General features: G+C 66.8%; 15 protein-coding genes. 9 read left to right on the forward strand and 6 right to left on the reverse strand.

What is annotated here, in order from left to right; genetic code table 11:
* The first annotated feature begins 19 nt into the window (after positions 1-19).
* Positions 20-1,063: an aromatic ring-hydroxylating dioxygenase subunit alpha gene (locus tag ACI48I_RS07455; protein ID WP_193685278.1), complete on the forward strand. Its 1,044-nt coding sequence runs from the start codon at positions 20-22 to the stop codon at positions 1,061-1,063.
* Complete coding sequence (locus ACI48I_RS07460; RefSeq protein WP_498573775.1) at positions 1,060-2,016, forward strand: PDR/VanB family oxidoreductase; 957 nt, start codon at positions 1,060-1,062, stop codon at positions 2,014-2,016. Before ACI48I_RS07455 ends, ACI48I_RS07460 begins: the two co-directional genes overlap by 4 nt.
* A 114-nt stretch (positions 2,017-2,130) precedes the next feature.
* Here the strand turns inward: ACI48I_RS07460 and pcaCD are convergent, their stop codons facing one another.
* The 4 genes from pcaCD to pcaH are packed head-to-tail and all read right to left on the reverse strand — an operon-like array spanning position 2,131 to position 6,070.
* On the reverse strand, positions 2,131-3,393 hold the full coding sequence (gene pcaCD, locus ACI48I_RS07465; RefSeq protein ID WP_498573776.1) for a bifunctional 4-carboxymuconolactone decarboxylase/3-oxoadipate enol-lactonase PcaCD: 1,263 nt from the start codon (positions 3,391-3,393) through the stop codon (positions 2,131-2,133).
* Positions 3,390-4,796 (reverse strand): 3-carboxy-cis,cis-muconate cycloisomerase, encoded by a 1,407-nt coding sequence (pcaB, locus tag ACI48I_RS07470; RefSeq protein ID WP_498573777.1) that lies wholly within the window; start codon positions 4,794-4,796, stop codon positions 3,390-3,392. Before pcaB ends, pcaCD begins: the two co-directional genes overlap by 4 nt.
* Positions 4,797-4,833: 37 nt before the next feature.
* Complete coding sequence (locus ACI48I_RS07475; RefSeq protein WP_193685282.1) at positions 4,834-5,367, reverse strand: peptidase associated/transthyretin-like domain-containing protein; 534 nt, start codon at positions 5,365-5,367, stop codon at positions 4,834-4,836.
* Between the two features lie 10 nt (positions 5,368-5,377).
* Positions 5,378-6,070: a protocatechuate 3,4-dioxygenase subunit beta gene (gene pcaH / locus ACI48I_RS07480; protein WP_193685283.1), complete on the reverse strand. Its 693-nt coding sequence runs from the start codon at positions 6,068-6,070 to the stop codon at positions 5,378-5,380.
* Between the two features lie 142 nt (positions 6,071-6,212).
* Here pcaH and ACI48I_RS07485 point away from each other — a divergent pair, with 142 nt between their 5' ends.
* Positions 6,213-6,986, forward strand: coding sequence for an IclR family transcriptional regulator domain-containing protein (locus ACI48I_RS07485; RefSeq protein ID WP_193685284.1), 774 nt, complete (start codon positions 6,213-6,215; stop codon positions 6,984-6,986).
* 203 nt (positions 6,987-7,189) lie between these two features.
* Here ACI48I_RS07485 and ACI48I_RS07490 read toward each other — a convergent pair whose 3' ends face one another.
* Positions 7,190-8,122 (reverse strand): LysR family transcriptional regulator, encoded by a 933-nt coding sequence (locus tag ACI48I_RS07490; protein WP_498573778.1) that lies wholly within the window; start codon positions 8,120-8,122, stop codon positions 7,190-7,192.
* 133 nt (positions 8,123-8,255) lie between these two features.
* Here ACI48I_RS07490 and ACI48I_RS07495 point away from each other — a divergent pair, with 133 nt between their 5' ends.
* From ACI48I_RS07495 to ACI48I_RS07515, 5 genes are all read left to right on the forward strand, one after another.
* On the forward strand, positions 8,256-9,215 hold the full coding sequence (locus ACI48I_RS07495) for a tripartite tricarboxylate transporter substrate binding protein (protein ID WP_193685286.1): 960 nt from the start codon (positions 8,256-8,258) through the stop codon (positions 9,213-9,215).
* 19 nt (positions 9,216-9,234) lie between these two features.
* Positions 9,235-10,635 carry a 3-isopropylmalate dehydratase large subunit gene (gene leuC, locus ACI48I_RS07500; protein WP_498573779.1) on the forward strand — a complete coding sequence of 467 codons (1,401 nt, stop codon included), beginning with the start codon at positions 9,235-9,237 and terminating at the stop codon, positions 10,633-10,635.
* Complete coding sequence (leuD, locus tag ACI48I_RS07505) at positions 10,632-11,285, forward strand: 3-isopropylmalate dehydratase small subunit (RefSeq protein WP_498573780.1); 654 nt, start codon at positions 10,632-10,634, stop codon at positions 11,283-11,285. The genes leuC and leuD overlap by 4 nt, the downstream gene beginning before the upstream one ends.
* Positions 11,282-12,187 (forward strand): alpha/beta fold hydrolase, encoded by a 906-nt coding sequence (locus ACI48I_RS07510; RefSeq protein WP_498573781.1) that lies wholly within the window; start codon positions 11,282-11,284, stop codon positions 12,185-12,187. The genes leuD and ACI48I_RS07510 overlap by 4 nt, the downstream gene beginning before the upstream one ends.
* A 146-nt stretch (positions 12,188-12,333) precedes the next feature.
* The gene (locus ACI48I_RS07515; protein WP_498573782.1) at positions 12,334-12,942 is read left to right on the forward strand and encodes a GNAT family N-acetyltransferase; all 609 of its coding nucleotides are present in this window, start codon (positions 12,334-12,336) and stop codon (positions 12,940-12,942) included.
* Here ACI48I_RS07515 and ACI48I_RS07520 read toward each other — a convergent pair.
* On the reverse strand, positions 12,872-13,786 hold the full coding sequence (locus ACI48I_RS07520) for a helix-turn-helix domain-containing protein (RefSeq protein ID WP_193685291.1): 915 nt from the start codon (positions 13,784-13,786) through the stop codon (positions 12,872-12,874). The genes ACI48I_RS07515 and ACI48I_RS07520 overlap by 71 nt on opposite strands.
* Positions 13,787-13,912: 126 nt before the next feature.
* Between ACI48I_RS07520 and ACI48I_RS07525 the strand changes: the two genes are divergently transcribed.
* Positions 13,913-15,079 (forward strand): 4-hydroxybenzoate 3-monooxygenase, encoded by a 1,167-nt coding sequence (locus tag ACI48I_RS07525; protein WP_498573783.1) that lies wholly within the window; start codon positions 13,913-13,915, stop codon positions 15,077-15,079.
* Positions 15,080-15,357 lie beyond the last annotated feature (278 nt).

Consider the following 15,357-nt stretch of genomic DNA (forward strand, 5'->3'; position numbering starts at 1 on the left):
CATGATGGAGGAGACAAGGATGTTCCCGAAAAACGCCTGGTATGTAGCTTGCACGCCCGATGAAATCGACAGCAAGCCCCTGGGTCGCCAGATCTGCGGCGAAAAGATCGTGTTCTATCGCGGCCAGGGCGGCAAGGTCGCCGCGGTCGAGGATTTCTGCCCGCACCGCGGCGCGCCGCTTTCGCTCGGTTTCGTCCGCGACGGTAACCTCGTGTGTGGCTATCACGGCCTGGAAATGGGCTGCGAAGGCAAGGCGATCAGCATGCCGGGCCAGCGCGTGCGCGGCTTCCCCTGCATCCGCAGCTATCCGGTCGAGGAGCGCTATGGCTTCATCTGGGTCTGGACCGGCGACAAGGAAGCGGCTGACCCGGCCACCATCCACCACCTCGAGTGGGCCGATAATCCCGAGTGGGCCTACGGTGGCGGCCTGTACCACATTAACTGCGACTACCGCCTGATGGTCGACAACCTGATGGACCTGACCCACGAGACCTATGTCCACGCGTCCTCGATCGGTCAGAAGGAAATCGACGAGGCGCCGGTCACGACCAAAGTGGAGGGCGAGCAGGTCGTGACCAGCCGCTTCATGGAAAACATCATGCCGCCGCCGTTCTGGCAGGCGGCCCTGCGCGGCAACCACCTGGCCGACGACGTGCCGGTCGACCGCTGGCAGATCTGCCGTTTCAACGCGCCGAGCCACGTGATGATCGAGGTCGGCGTCGCGCATGCGGGCAAGGGCGGCTACAACGCGCCGGCCGAGTACAAGGCGTCCTCCATCGTGGTCGACTTCATCACCCCCGAAACCGAAACCTCGCACTGGTATTTCTGGGGCATGGCGCGCAACTTCAAGCCGGAGGATGCGGAGCTGACGAAGACCATCCGCGAAGGCCAGGGCAAGATCTTCGGCGAAGACCGCGAGATGCTGGAGCTGCAGCAGCAGAACATCCTGCGCCACCCGGAGCGCAAGCTGCTCATGTTGAACATCGACGCCGGCGGCGTGCAGTCGCGCCGCATCATCGATCAGTGGCTGCAGAAAGAAGAGATGAAGGAGTTCGCGCCATGAGCACGATTGAAGTCCGCGTCGCGACCAGGCAAAACGAGGCCGACGGCATCTGCAGCTACGAGCTGGTGCGCGTCGACGGCGGCGCGCTGCCGGCTTTCGAGGCCGGCGCCCACGTCGACGTCCACCTGCCGGGCAACCTGATTCGCCAGTACTCGCTCTGCAATGCGCCGGGCGAGACCCACCGCTACCAGATCGGCGTGCTGCGCGACGCCGATTCGCGCGGCGGCTCCGAGGCGATGCACGACCACATCGACGTCGGCTCGGTCCTGCGCATTTCCGAGCCGAAGAACCACTTCCCGCTGGTGGAGGCGAAACGCACCCTGCTGCTGGCCGGCGGCATCGGCGTGACGCCGATCCTGGCGATGGCCGAGACGCTGGCCGCCAGGGGCGCCGCCTTCGAGATGCATTACTGCGCGCGCTCGCCGGAAAAGGCGGCGTTCAAGCAGCGCCTGGGCGAATCGCATTTGCGCGACCTTGTGCACTTCCACTACGACAGCGGCGACGCGGCGCAGAAGCTCGACATGGCGGCGCTGCTGGCCAATCCCCAGGCCGATACCCACCTGTACGTGTGCGGTCCGCAGGGTTTTATTTCGTACGTGCTGGACACGGCCAAGGCGCAGGGCTGGCCGGCGGCCCAGCTGCACGTCGAATACTTCAGCGCGGCGGCGGTGGATACCACCGGCGACCAGCCCTTCGACGTCAAGCTCGCGTCCAGCGGCAAGCTGCTGACGGTGCCGCCGGGGCAGACGGTGATCAAGGTGCTGCTTGATGCGGGCGTCGAGGTGCCGTATTCCTGCGAGGAGGGAGTCTGCGGGACCTGCCTGACGCGCGTGCTGGAAGGCGTGCCGGATCACCGCGACATGTATCTGACGGAGGAGGAGCAGGCGGCGAACGATCAGTTTACGCCGTGCTGCTCGCGTTCCAAGTCGAAGGTGCTGGTGCTCGACCTGTGACGCCGACGTAGGGTGGGCTCTGCCCACGCGGTACACCCTTCGCATGCCGCACGGTATGCGGAGACGGTTCGGTATGCATGTGGTGAACCGCGTGGGCGGAGCCCACCCTACGGATTACAGCCCCGCCACGAACCCGACGACGCTTGCCGCAAACGCCTCCGGCTGCTCGGCCGCGCTCAGGTGCGAAGCATCCTGCAGCACTTCCAGCCGCGCGCCGGGAATTCCTTCAGCCAGCGCCTGCGCCATCGCCACCGGCGTCCCCTGATCGAGTTCGCCGGCAATCACCAGGGTCGGCACGCCGATTTGCCCAAGCCGCGACCCCGTATCGACCTTGCCCACCGCCTCGCAGCAGCCGACATAGCCGGTCGCATCGGTCGTGACCAGCCGGCGCCGGAAGCGCGCGACAGTCGCCGCCTTCTGCGCGCGGAAGGCGTCGTGGAAGTAGCGTCCCATCACCGCATCCGCGATCGCCTCGATGCCCTCGGCGCGTACGGTTGCGATGCGCTGTTCCCACACCGCGCGCGCCGCTTCCGGATAGCCGCTGGTCGTATTCGCCAGCACCAGCGCCCGCACCAGCGACGGATGGCGCAGGGCCAGCTCCTGGCCCACCATGCCGCCCATCGACAGGCCGACCCAGACCACCGGCCCGGTATCGAGCTCGCGCAGCAGGCGCGCGGCGTCGTCGGCCAGGTCCGCCATCGAATACAGCGCGTCAGGCGCATCCGAGCTGCCGTGGCCGCGGTGGTCGTAGGCGATCACGCGCTTATCCAGCGCCAGCTGGTTCGCAAGGCTGTCCCACATCGTCAGGTCGCAGCCGAGCGCATGGCTCAGCACCACCGTGTGGCGCGGCGCCTTGCCATTCCTCGGCTCGCGCACGCTGTAGTGCAGGGCAGGGCTGCTCGCGGTGCGGCCTTCGCGTCCGACGCCCGGGTGCGCGACGGCCCCCGGCGCCGCCGGTTCGAGCGCATAGCCGATCTGCTCGCCCACTTCGCGCAGGATCGCCAGCGTGTGCGCGAAGGCGGTGTTCGCGGCCGGCACGCCCGCGTAGATGGCCGACTGCATCAGGATTTCCTTGATCTCGTCGGGTGTGAGGCGGCTGCTCTCGTCGCCGAGCAGGGCCGCGCGCACGTGCAGCTCGAACTCTTCCCAGCGCCCGAGCGCGGTCGTGATCGAGAGGACGATTGCACGCCGCGTCTTGTGGTCCAGGCCGGGCCGGCCCCAGATCTCGTTCCAGGCGAAGCGCGTGATCAGGTTCTGGAAGTCGGCATTGAAGCTGTTGGCGTTGTTGATCGAACGGTCGACCCAGGCGTCGCCAAGGATGGTGCGGCGGTTTTGCAGGCCGCGTTCGAAATCGTGGTCAAGCGGGTCGAAACTCATGCGTCGTCTGCCTCATGAAAAGGGTGGGTGGTATCCAGCTCCGCCATGCGCTGGCGCAGGGCGTCGAGCTGGCTGGCGGCCAGGCGCCGCGCCGGTGCGAGGGCGGCGACCGGGTCGAACAGCGTGGCGAGCTGCTGCAGGTCGACGTGGGCGGCAAGCTGCGGATCGGCCTTGACGGCATCGGCCAGCAAGGCATCGAGCGGACGGCCTTCGCTCGTGACCCGGCGCGTCAGGCCTTCCAGCAGCGCATGCGCGGCGGGACGGCCGATGGCGCCGGCCAGGTAGCTCGAGGCGCTCTCGGCGAACACGAGTCCCTGCAGCGCCGCGATATTGCGCAGCATCCGTTCGCGGTCGACCGTGAGGCCGGCAAAGGCGTCGTTCAATGCGTGCAGCGCGCCGTGCGCCGACAGGAACAGCGGCGGCCACTCGGCCAGTTCGGCCTGCCAGTTGCCCAAGCCGCGCTCGTGCTGCTGGTCCATGCAGGCCAGCAACGCCGCCGCATGCTGGGGCGTGCGGCGGGAAGCGGCCAGCGCGATCATGCTGGAGACGGGATTCCTCTTGTGCGGCATCGCCGACGAGCCGCCGCGGCCATTGCCCGAGGGTTCGGCCAGTTCCGCAATCTCGCCTTGCGCCATCAGCGAAAGGTCGGTCGCGAGCTTGCCGAGGCTGCCCGTCAGGACCGCCACTTCCATGCCGAGCCGGACCCACTCGTCGCGCTGCGTATGCCAGGCGGCGTCGGCGACTTTGAGGCCAAGCTGTTGCGCGACGCGCGCGGCCACCGCCGCCCCCTGCTCCTTCATGACGGAGAGGGTGCCGACGGCGCCGCCCAGTTGCAGCTGCAAGGCGTGCGCGGCGGTCGCGCGCAGCGCGGCACGCGCGCGTACGAGCGGCGCCAGCCAGCCGACTGCCTTGAAGCCGAAACTCGTCACCTGGGCCGGTTGCATCAGCGTGCGCGCCAGCACCGGCGTGGCCAGGTGCTGTTCGGCCAGCGCCGCCAGGTGGACGCCCAGCTCCGCCAGCTCATCGTCGAGCAGCTGCAGGGCCGCGCGCGTGGCCAGCACCAGCGCGGTGTCGATCACGTCCTGGCTGGTGCTGCCCCAGTGCACGTGGCGCGCCGCCTCCTCGTCGTAGAGGGCGACGGTCCTGGTCAGTTCCTTCACGAGCGGGATGGCGAGGCTGCCGGCGCGGCGGCCGGCGTGGATCAGGGCCGGGATGTCGTAGAGGTCGGCCTTGCAGACGCCCGCAATCGCGCTCGCCGCGGCGTGCGGAATCAGGCCTTCCTCGGCCTGGGCCCGCGCCAGTGCCGCTTCGTAGCGGAACATCGCCCCGACGATGGCCGCGTCGTCGAAGGCGGCGATCATCTCGGGCGTGGTGAGGAAACTGTCGAAGATCGATACGCTCATAGGTGGTCCTTGAACTTCGCCTCTTGGTGGAGGCAGGTCATGCGTAGTCGAAGAAAACGGTTTCCGCTTCGCCCTGCATCCGGATATCCCAGTGATACTGCCCCTCGCCGGTGCGGCGCGCAAGCAGGGTCGCGCGGCGCGCTTCCGGGACCTGGTTCAGGATGGTCGATTCGGCCAGGCCGGCGTCGTCTTCCAGGAAGACGGCCGTGAACTGGTGCAGCACCAGGCCGCGCGCGAACACGGTCACGTACATCAGCGGCTCGCCACGGACGGCCGGTTGCGGCAGCGAGACGCGCAGGCTGAATTCGCCGTCGGCGCCGCTCGGCACGCGGCGGAAGCCCGGAATCATCTGCTCCGGCTCCAGGGCGGCACCAATCGGCGTCCAGGCCTCGATCTGGGCGTCGTTGATCGGGGCGCCGTCGCCGTCATAGATGTTGCCGGTGACGAGGACGGTGTCGCCCGTCGTTTTCAGGTTGCCGGGGATGCAGGCGTCGACCGCCCATTGCCATGCCTCGTGCGAGAAGGGACCGATGGTTTGCGAGGTGGTGATTTTGTTCGATGCGTTGCTCATGGTCGTCTCCTTACAGGCCCATCGGCGTGGCGTTGCGTCCGCGCAGGACGATGTCGAATTCGTAGCCGAGCATTTCGCCGCCGACCGTCTGTTCCATGCTGAAGCGCGAGATCAGGCGCTGGCGTGCCGCTTCGTCCGGAACGCTCTGGAAGATCGGGTCGTAGTCGAACAGCGGGTCGCTCGGAAAATACATCTGGGTCACCAGGCGCTGGGCATACACGTTGCCGAACAGCGAAAAATGGATGTGGGCCGGGCGCCAGGCCTTGTCGTGGTTGCCCCAGGGGTAGGGGCCGGGCTTGATCGTGACGAAACGGTAGCGGCCGTCGTCGTCGGTCAGCATCTTGCCGAGGCCGTGGAAATTCGGGTCGAGCGGGGCGGCGTGTTGGTCGCGGCTGTGCCAGTAGCGGCCGGCCGAGTTCGCCTGCCAGACTTCGACCAGCGAATTGCGCACCGGCTTGCCGTCTTCGTCGACAACGCGGCCGGTGACGACGATCTTCTCGCCCAGCGGCTCGCTCGCGCCATGGGCCGTCAGGTCGGTATCGTGCGGCAGCAGGATGTGCGGGCCGGCGACGATGTTGCGGCTGGTCGGCACCGGCGCCTCGATGCGCAGGGCCGGCTGCTGCGGGCCGCGCTTGACGGTGGATTTGTAGGCGGGATAGATGAGTTCCGGATAAATGCCCGGCTCGACTGGATCGAATTTCACGGCGTGTCTCCTTCAGGTGGTCTTGTCGATGCAATAAATGGTAGGCCAGCCTTGCGTGGCTCACAAGCGGCAGAGGGCCAGGGCCGTCCGCAGTGCGCACACTTTGTGCGATACTCGCACAATTCCCCGTTTATTTGCGCTTATGCCCACGGAAACCGACCCGCCGCTTGAACGCGACCTCGTCGCCGGCCTCGAAAAGGGGCTGAAGGTGATCGAAGCCTTCGACCAGGAACGCTCGCGCCTCTCCATTGCCGAGGTCGCGGAATCCACCGGCCTGACCCGCGCCGCCGCGCGCCGCTACCTGATCACGCTGACCCACCTCGGCTACATGCGCCACGAAAACAAACTGTTTTCGCTGACGCCGGCCGTGCTGCGCCTGGGCCAGAGCTACCTGCACTCGGCGCGCCTGCCGCGCATTGCCCAGCCGCTGCTGTACCGGCTCGCGTATTCGCTGGGGGAGGCCGCCTCGGTCGGCGTGCTCGACCACGACCAGCTGGTCTGCGTGGCGGCGGTCAGCGCCGGCCAGCTGGTGTCGGCCACGCTGCAGCCGGGCACGCGCGTGCCGGCCTGGTGCACGGCGAACGGACGCATGCTGCTGGCCAGCCTGCCGCAGGCGCAGATCGAGGCCTTTCTCGCGCGAGCCCATCCCGAGGCGATTACCACGCATACGATCGTCAACCGCGAACGGCTGGCGCTGGAAATTGCCCGTGCCCGCGCCCAGGGCTATGCGCTGGTCGACCAGGAACTGGAACTGGGATTGAGGACGATCGCCGTGCCTGTCAAGAATTTCCGGGGGGACGTGGTGGCGGCAATGAATGTCAGCGTGCACGCGGGGCGTTTGCCGATCGAGCAGATGGTCGAGCGCTGTCTGCCGGCAATGATCAAGATTCAGGTGGAGCTGGGGGCCTTGCTGTAGTCCGCCAGGCAAGGAGGACTCACAGGATGTGGGTGCGATTCCAATGCGAACCTGAGGTCGATGGATGTGAAAATGGCGGTCGACCTCGCAAAGCTGTTCTTCAAGCATTGCGGCAAGACTGCGCCGGCCGAACAGTGCGATCTGGCGACACCTGCCCGCCGCCAGTAGACCTGCTTCGGCACAGGCCCGTTCTTGCGGGTGGCTCACCAGAGCAGGCTGCCCCCGCTGCGCATCCTCTCCGTCCCGCGCCTGTCGGCAAACGCGTCAAGCATGAAATCGACCATCGCCCGCGTCTTCGCCTGCAAATGGCTTTTGGTTGGAAACAGGATATAGATGTCGGCCGGCGGCGGCGCCCAGTCCTCGAGCAGCAACTGCAGCCGCCCCGAACGCAGATAGGGCGCTGCATCCCATTCCGAACGCAGCACGATGCCATGTCCGTCGAGCGCCCAGGACAGCGCCGCCTCGCCGTCGTTCGTGCTGAGCGGTCCACGCACCTTGACGGTCTCCTGGCGCGACCCTGAACGGAACTGCCAGCTGCCGTAGATTTCGTCGCTTTCGCGCAGCACGATGCAGCTGTGCCGGTGCAGGTCGCGCGGGGAGGCCGGCATGCCGTGCGCCGCGATGTAAGAGGGAGATGCGCACAGGAAGCGCCGGTTGTCGGCCAGCTTGCGCGCGGTGATGCGCGCGTCCGGCTGTTCGCCGAAGCGGATCGCCAGGTCGAAGGCCTGTTCCACCAGGTTGACCGGGCGGTCGCTCAGGTGCATCTGCACCTCCACCCCGGGATAGGCGCGCGCAAAGCGCGACAGCTCGGGCGTGACGTATTTGCGGCCGAAGCCGAGCGTGGCATTCAGGCGCAGCAGGCCCTGCGGCACCACGCTGCCGCCGGAGATCTTGCGTTCCAGTTCTTCCAGTTCGGCGACCAGGCGGCCGCCTTCGCCCAGCCAGGCTTCGCCTTCCGGGGTCAGGCTCATGCGCCGCGTGGTGCGGTTCAGCAGGCGCACGCGCAGGCGCGCCTCGATCGCGGCCAGGCGCTTGCTGACGGCCGGCGGCGTGATGCCGAGCTCCTGGGCAGCGGCGGCCAGGCTGCCGCGTTTGACGACCACGGCAAAGAAGGACAAATCGTCGAGGCTATCCATTCGTCAGTCCGATTCGTAACTGTGAGGACCGAATCAAGTTCGGAAATATTCATTATACGACTTCATATTTTGAATATCATGTTGTTATCCGGCAGCGATCCGGAACGACCATTCCATCCATTGGAGGAGACCCATGAAGATCAAACTTGCCCTGCTGGCGCTGGCCGCCTTTGCATCGACCCTTGCCCATGCCGAGACCTATCCCTCGCGCCCGATCCGCCTGATCGTGCCTTACGCCCCTGCCGGCAGCGCCGACATCGTCGCGCGCCGCATTGGCGACGAATGGGCGAAGGCGCTGGGCGGCACGTTGTACGTCGAGAACAAGGCCGGCGCCGGCGGCAACATCGGCGTCGATGCGGTGGCCAAGGCGGCCCCGGACGGGTACACGATCGGCCTGCAGACCGTGTCGCTGGCGATCAATCCCGCACTGTTCGCGAAGATGCCCTACAACACGCTGAAGGACCTGGCGCCGATCGGCATGGTCGCCACCTCCCAGCACGTGCTGGTCGTCAACCCGGCCTTCCCGGGCAAGGACACCAAAGAGCTGCTCGCGGCAGTGAAGGCGAAGCCCGGCAAGTACACCTATGGTTCCGCCGGTCCCGGCAGCACCTTCCACATGTCGGCCGAGCTGTTCAAGGACGTGACCGGCACCGACATCGCCCACATCCCCTATAAAGGCGGCGGTCCGGCTCTGGTCGACACCATGGCCGGCGTGGTGGACATGAGCTTCCCGGTCCTGTCCGCGGTCGTGCCGCACGTGAACGGCGGCAAGCTGCGCGCCATCGGTGTCACCGGGCCGAAGCGTTCGCCGCTGCTGCCGAACGTGCCGACCCTGCAGGAATCGGGCGCGCCCGGCTATAGTTTCGAGACCTGGTTCATCGTGTTCGCGCCGGCCGGCACCCCGCAGCCGATCATCGACAAGCTGAACGGCGCCTTGAACAAGGCGATCACGTCGCCGCAACTGAAGGAAAAACTGGTGAAGGACGGCTTCGACCCGATTCCGTCCACGCCGGCCCAGGCCCAGGCCCGCCTGTCGCAGGAACTCGTTTCATGGGGCAAGCTGATCAAGGACCGCGGCATCACCGCCGAATAACCTTAACCAGGCAAGCAAAATGAGCAAGACCCTTTACCGAAAGCTGGTGGCTGCACACACAGTCGTGCAATTGGACGCGGACAATGTCCTGCTGTACGCCGACCTGCACCTGATGAACGAGTACACCAGTCCCCAGGCCTTCGCCGGCCTCCACGAACGAGGCCTGAAAACCCTGTATCCGGGGCAGAACGTGGCCACGGTCAGCCACATCATCCCGACCCATGCCGATCAACTGCGGATCATCGCGGATACCGACTCGGCCCTCCAGGCCAGCAACCTGAAGCGCAACTGCGAGCGCCACGGCATTCCCCTGTTCGACACCAACGACCGCTTCCAGGGCATCGAACACGTGATCGCGCCGGAACACGGCATGATCCGCCCCGGCATGGTGGTCATCTGCGGCGACAGCCATACGACGACCTACGGGGCGCTCGGGGCGCTCGGGTTCGGCATCGGCACCACCGAGGTCGAGCATTTGCTGGCGACCCAGACCCTGGTCTACCGCCTGGCCGGCGACATGCGGATCCGCATCGACGGCCAGCTGCCGGCCGGCACCACGGCCAAGGACATGATCCTGATGGTCATTGCCCGGATCGGCGCCCAGGGCGCGCGCGGCTATGTGGTCGAGTTCTGCGGTTCGGCGATCGCCGCGCTGAGCATCGAGGCGCGCTTCACGCTGTGCAATATGGCGGTGGAAGCAGGCGCGCGCGGCGCCCTGATCGCGCCCGACGAGACAGCCATACGTTATGTGATGCAACACTGCCCGGACCTGGCCGGCGACGCCGACATGGCCGCGCGGGCACGGGCGCACTGGCGCACCCTGTTCAGCGACCAGGATGCCGTGTTCGAGGTCGAGCACGTATTCGACGCCTCGACGCTGGCGCCGACCGTGACCTGGGGAACCAGTCCCGACCAGGCGATGCCGATCACGGGCACGATCCCGCCGGCACGCGACGCCTCCGACGCGCGGGCGCTGCAGTACGCCGGGCTTGCCAGCGGCACGCCTCTGGAGGGCATCGCCGTCCAGCACGTGTTCATCGGATCGTGCACCAACGGCCGCATCGAGGACCTGCGCGCGGTGGCCGAAGTGGTGGGCGAACACAAGGTGGCGCCGGGCGTGCGCGCGATGGTCGTACCCGGATCGGGCGCGGTGCGCGAGCAGGCCGAACGGGAAGGCATCGCGGCGCAATTGATCGCGGCCGGCTTCGAATGGCGCAAACCCGGCTGCTCGATGTGCCTGGCGATGAACGACGACGTGCTGGCGCCTGGTACCCGCTGCGCCTCGACCACGAACCGCAATTTCGAAGGACGGCAGGGACGCGGCGCCATCACCCACCTGATGAGCCCAGCCATGGCCGCCGCCGCCGCGGTGACCGGCAAGATCACCGACGTCCGAACCTTCATGGAGGCTGCACAATGACGCACACCATCATCGAGGGGATCGCCGCGCCGCTTCCCCTCGCCAATCTCGACACCGACCAGATCATCCCGAAACAGTTTTTGCGGGGCATCGACAAGGCGGGCCTGGACCGCGGCATCCTGTACGACCTGCGCTTCGACGGCAGCGGTGCACCGCGCCCCGATTTCGTCCTGAACCAGGAGGCCTACGCGGGCGCGCCCATTCTCCTCGGCGGGGCCAACTTCGGCTGCGGCTCGAGCCGCGAGCACGCCGTGTGGGGACTGCAGCAGTTCGGCGTGCGTGCAGTCGTCGCATCGAGCTTCGGCGAGATTTTTTATTCGAACGCGATGAACAATGGGCTCATGCTCGCCACCGTGCCGGAAGCCTATATGGAGCAGCTGTTCGCGCACGAAGGGCCGCTGCAGCTGCGCATCGACGTCGAACGGCTGGAAGTCGCGAGCAGCGTCGGCACGACCGGCTTCACGCTCAGCGAACGCCATCGCCGCATGTTCCTGGACGGCCTCGACATGCTGGGCGCGTCGCTGCTGCACCTGCCTGCCATCGAAGCCTTTGCCCGCCGGTGGCGCCAGGACCAGCCCTGGCTGGCGGACGTTGCCGCGCACGCACGCACCAGGCTCGACGGGGCAGCGTGCATCGGGGCGGCAGCATGAGCGACCTCGACCTGTTTCCGGGATTCAGCGCGCGCGACATCGAGCTTGCGCCGGGCATATCCATTCACGCGCTGGTCGGCGGCAAGGGCCCGCCGCTGCTCCTGCTGCACGGCCACCCGCAGACGCACGCGATCTGGCATCGCGTCGCGCCCGCATTGTGCGAGCGCTTCACCGTCGTCGCCTGCGACCTGCGCGGCTATGGCGACTCGTCCAAGCCGGCCGGCGACGATGGACACGCCGCCTACAGCAAGCGCACCATGGCGGGCGACATGCTGGCCGCGATGCGCGCGCTCGGTTTCGCCAGCTTCAGGGTGCTGGCGCACGACCGTGGCGCCCGCGTCGCGCATCGCCTGGCGGCCGATCATCCGCAGGCCGTCGAGCGCATGGTACTGCTCGACATCGCGCCCACGGTGGCGATGTACGCCCAGACCACGGAGCAGTTCGCGCGCGCCTACTGGCACTGGTTCTTCCTGATCCAGCCCGCGCCCTTGCCCGAGCGCCTGATCGAAGCCGATCCGGCCGCCTATATCCGCGACGTCATGGGACGCAGGAGCGCGGGCCTTGCCCCCTTCGATCCGCGTGCCCTGGCCGAGTACACGCGCTGCCTGGCACTGCCGGGCGCCGCGCACGGCCTGTGCGAGGATTACCGGGCGTCAAGCGGCATCGACCTCGAGCACGACCGCGAGGACATTGCCTCCGGTCGCCGCCTGGCGATGCCCCTGCTCGTGCTCTGGGGCGAGCAGGGCGTGGTGCACCGCTGCTTCGAGCCCCTGCGCGAATGGCGCCAGGTGGCGGACCGGGTCGAGGGCGAAACCCTGCCTTGCGGCCATTACATCCCGGAAGAGGCGCCCGAGCAGCTGCTGGCACGCGCCTTGCCATTCCTGGCGGAAGGCCGCGCCTGAGCTGAAACAGGCAGGTCCTGGAATCCCGGCGCACGGGTCTTGCTCGGCCGCAGGCGCACGCGACAGGCTCGACCGGTTATCATCGGCCTAGCGCCCGGTAGTGCGGGCACCTTCCGTCCGCCAACCCGTCCTGCTGAAAGTAGCGCATGCATCCGAGCTTGTTCGACACCGCCTCCGATATCGCCATCGTTCCCGCGAGCGTCGAGCATGCCGCCATGCTGGCGGCACTGGTCGCAGGGAACCGGGAACACCTGAACGCGTACCTGCCGATGGTGGCGACGCTGGCGTCGGCGGAGGCGGCGCGTGCGCACCTGGAGCGGGCTGCGGCGCGCGCTGCCGATGGCGGAGCCTTCGAGTGGCATTTGTTTGCCGGCGACACCTTGTGCGGCGCAGTGCGCCTGAAAGACATCGACCGGGACGACCGCAAAGCGAAGATCGGCTATTTTCTCGGCAGCGGGTTTGCGGGAAAAGGTATCGTCAGCTCGGCACTGAAGGCCGTTCTCGCATGGTGTTTCGGCCCGTTCGGCTTGAACAGGATCGAGCTGCACTGTGCCTCCTCGAACGGGCGCAGCATGCGCGTTGCCGAACGGCTGGGCTTCGTGCGTGAAGGCCTGTTGCGCCAGGACGAATTCCTGAACGGCGTGTTCGTCGACCAGTACGTGTATGGCCTGCTGGCCGCCGAGTTCACGCGTGCCGGTCCTGCGCCTGCGCCTTGCGCCGGAACTCCTTCGGCGTCAACCCCATCAATTTCTTGAACAGCCGGCTGAAATAGGCCGGGTCCTGGAAGCCCAGCTCATAGGCAATGCTCGACACCCCCGCCGGGACATAGGTCAGCTTGCGGCAGGCCTCGAGCATGAGCCGGTCCTGGGTGATCTCGAAGGCCGATTTGCCGGCCAGTTTCAGGCACAGGCGGTTCAGGCGCGCCGGCGCCACGCGCAGCAGGTCGGCATAGCGTCCGACTTGCCATTGCTCCTTGTAATGGCGCTCGACCTCGACCCGGAAGCGGCTGAACAGCTCGAAGTCGCCGCGCCCGGAGGTATCGGCGATGCGGCGCTCGGCCTGCACCCGCACCAGCATCAGCAGGGTGCTGCGGGCGAGCCATTCGAGCATCAGGGTGTGGCCGTGGCGCGGCCAGGAAGCTTCGTGGATCAGGTTCTGCAGCAGCGCTTCGATGCGCGCCAGCATGTCCGGCGCCCCGCCGAGCCCGACCGCCAGCGGCTGCACGAACAGCGGAGAGAACAAATCCCCCTCGTGGCCGGCCGCCGCGAACAGCATGTTCTGGTCGACCGTCAGCACATAGCCGTGCGCTTCCTCGGAAAAATCGAAGCCGTGCGGCAGGGACGGGTGGATGGTCAGCGCCACCGGCCCGTCGCATTCCCACAGGTCGCCGTCGATGTCCGCGCGGACCTGCCCTTTGAATAAAAAAAGTACCTGAAACATGCCGGCATGGGTATGGGTGCCGATATGCCAGTCGTGCTTGCGGCTGCGGGTCTCGATCAGTTCGATATGCACGGCCTCGGCGTCCTTGCCCCGCGTGGCTTCGCCGTAGAGGGCGAATTCGGGGACGGTGACGGGTGAGGCTTCGATGGCGGCGGGCATGTGCGCTTTGTGGGGTGGCTGGGCCGAATGAATAAATAGTACAAGTTTTTTCGTGTTTGATCCATTTTACCCGGGCGCTGCCCGGGCTAGGATGAGGCTTACTAAAACATATTCGGAGACATTGTCATGCGTACCCAGGTTGCCATCATCGGCGCCGGCCCGGCCGGCCTTCTGCTATCCCACCTGCTGCACCTGCAGGGCATCGAATCGATCGTGCTCGAAATGCGCAGCCGCGCCGACATCGAGGCGACCATCCGCGCCGGCGTGCTCGAACAGGGCAGCATGGACATCCTCAACGAGGCCGGCGTCGGCGAGCGCATGCAGCGCGAAGGGGCGCTGCACCATGGCTTCGAGTTCGCCTTCGGTGGGCAACGGCACCGCGTCGACCTCACCGAACTGACGGGCCAGTCGATCACGGTGTATCCACAGCACGAAGTCATCATCGACCTGGTGGCGGCGCGCCTGGCGGCCGGCGGAGATGTGCGCTTCGAAGTGAGCGAGGTGGCGCTGCACGATATCGACAGTGCGCAGCCTTCGGTGACCTTCGTCCATGCGGGGCAGGGCGCAAGCATCGAGGCCGACTTCGTGATCGGGGCCGATGGCTTTCATGGGGTTTCACGCCCGATGATTCCTGCCGGGACGCGCGAAGACTTCCAGCGTGTGTATCCGTTCGGCTGGTTCGGCATCCTGGTCGAGTCGGCGCCTTCGTCCGACGAGCTGATCTACGCCCAGCACGAACGCGGCTTCGCCCTGGTCAGCACCCGCTCGCCGAGCGTGCAGCGCCTGTATTTCCAGTGCGACCCGCACGACAAGGTCGACAACTGGTCGGACGACCGCATCTGGTCCGAACTGCATGCGCGGCTGGAGCACAACGATGGCTGGAAACTCAAGGAAGGCAAGATCTTCCAGAAGGGCATCATCGGCATGCGCAGTTTCGTCTGCGCCCCGATGCGCCATGGCCGCCTGTTCCTGGCCGGCGACGCCGCCCACATCGTGCCGCCGACCGGGGCCAAGGGCATGAACCTCGCCATTTCCGACGTGCGCGTGCTGTCGCAGGCGCTGGTGTCGTTCTACAAAACCGGGGGCGAAGATGGGCTGAACGCCTATTCCGAGACCGCCCTGAAGCGCGTCTGGCGCGCCGAGTATTTCTCGTGGTGGATGACGCGGCTGCTGCACACCTTCGACGATGCCTCTCCCTTCGAACGCCGGATCCAGCGCGCGGAACTGGAGAATGTGGTGGCCTCGCGCGCACTGCGCACGGCGCTGGCGGAGAATTATGTGGGGGCGTTTTGAGAGCCGGGGGCGGGCTCGATTGATCCTCCGGCCGCCGCCACCAAACTGCACAGTTCCATCTTCACGGCTGATGCGCCACAAACGGCGAAGGATGTGCCGACGTAAGCTCGATCCATCTCATCGACGGGCACGCCGGGATCATGCAAGCACGAGCGCACCTGCCACGCATCACTGTCCTGATCCCCAGCTACGAACAGGACGCCTTCCTGCCGCGTACGCTCGATAGCCTGTGCGCGCAGTCGCTGGCCGACTCAAAGTCCCACGCCGGCGCGCGTTGC

Source organism: Massilia sp. LXY-5 (genome assembly GCF_059801075.1).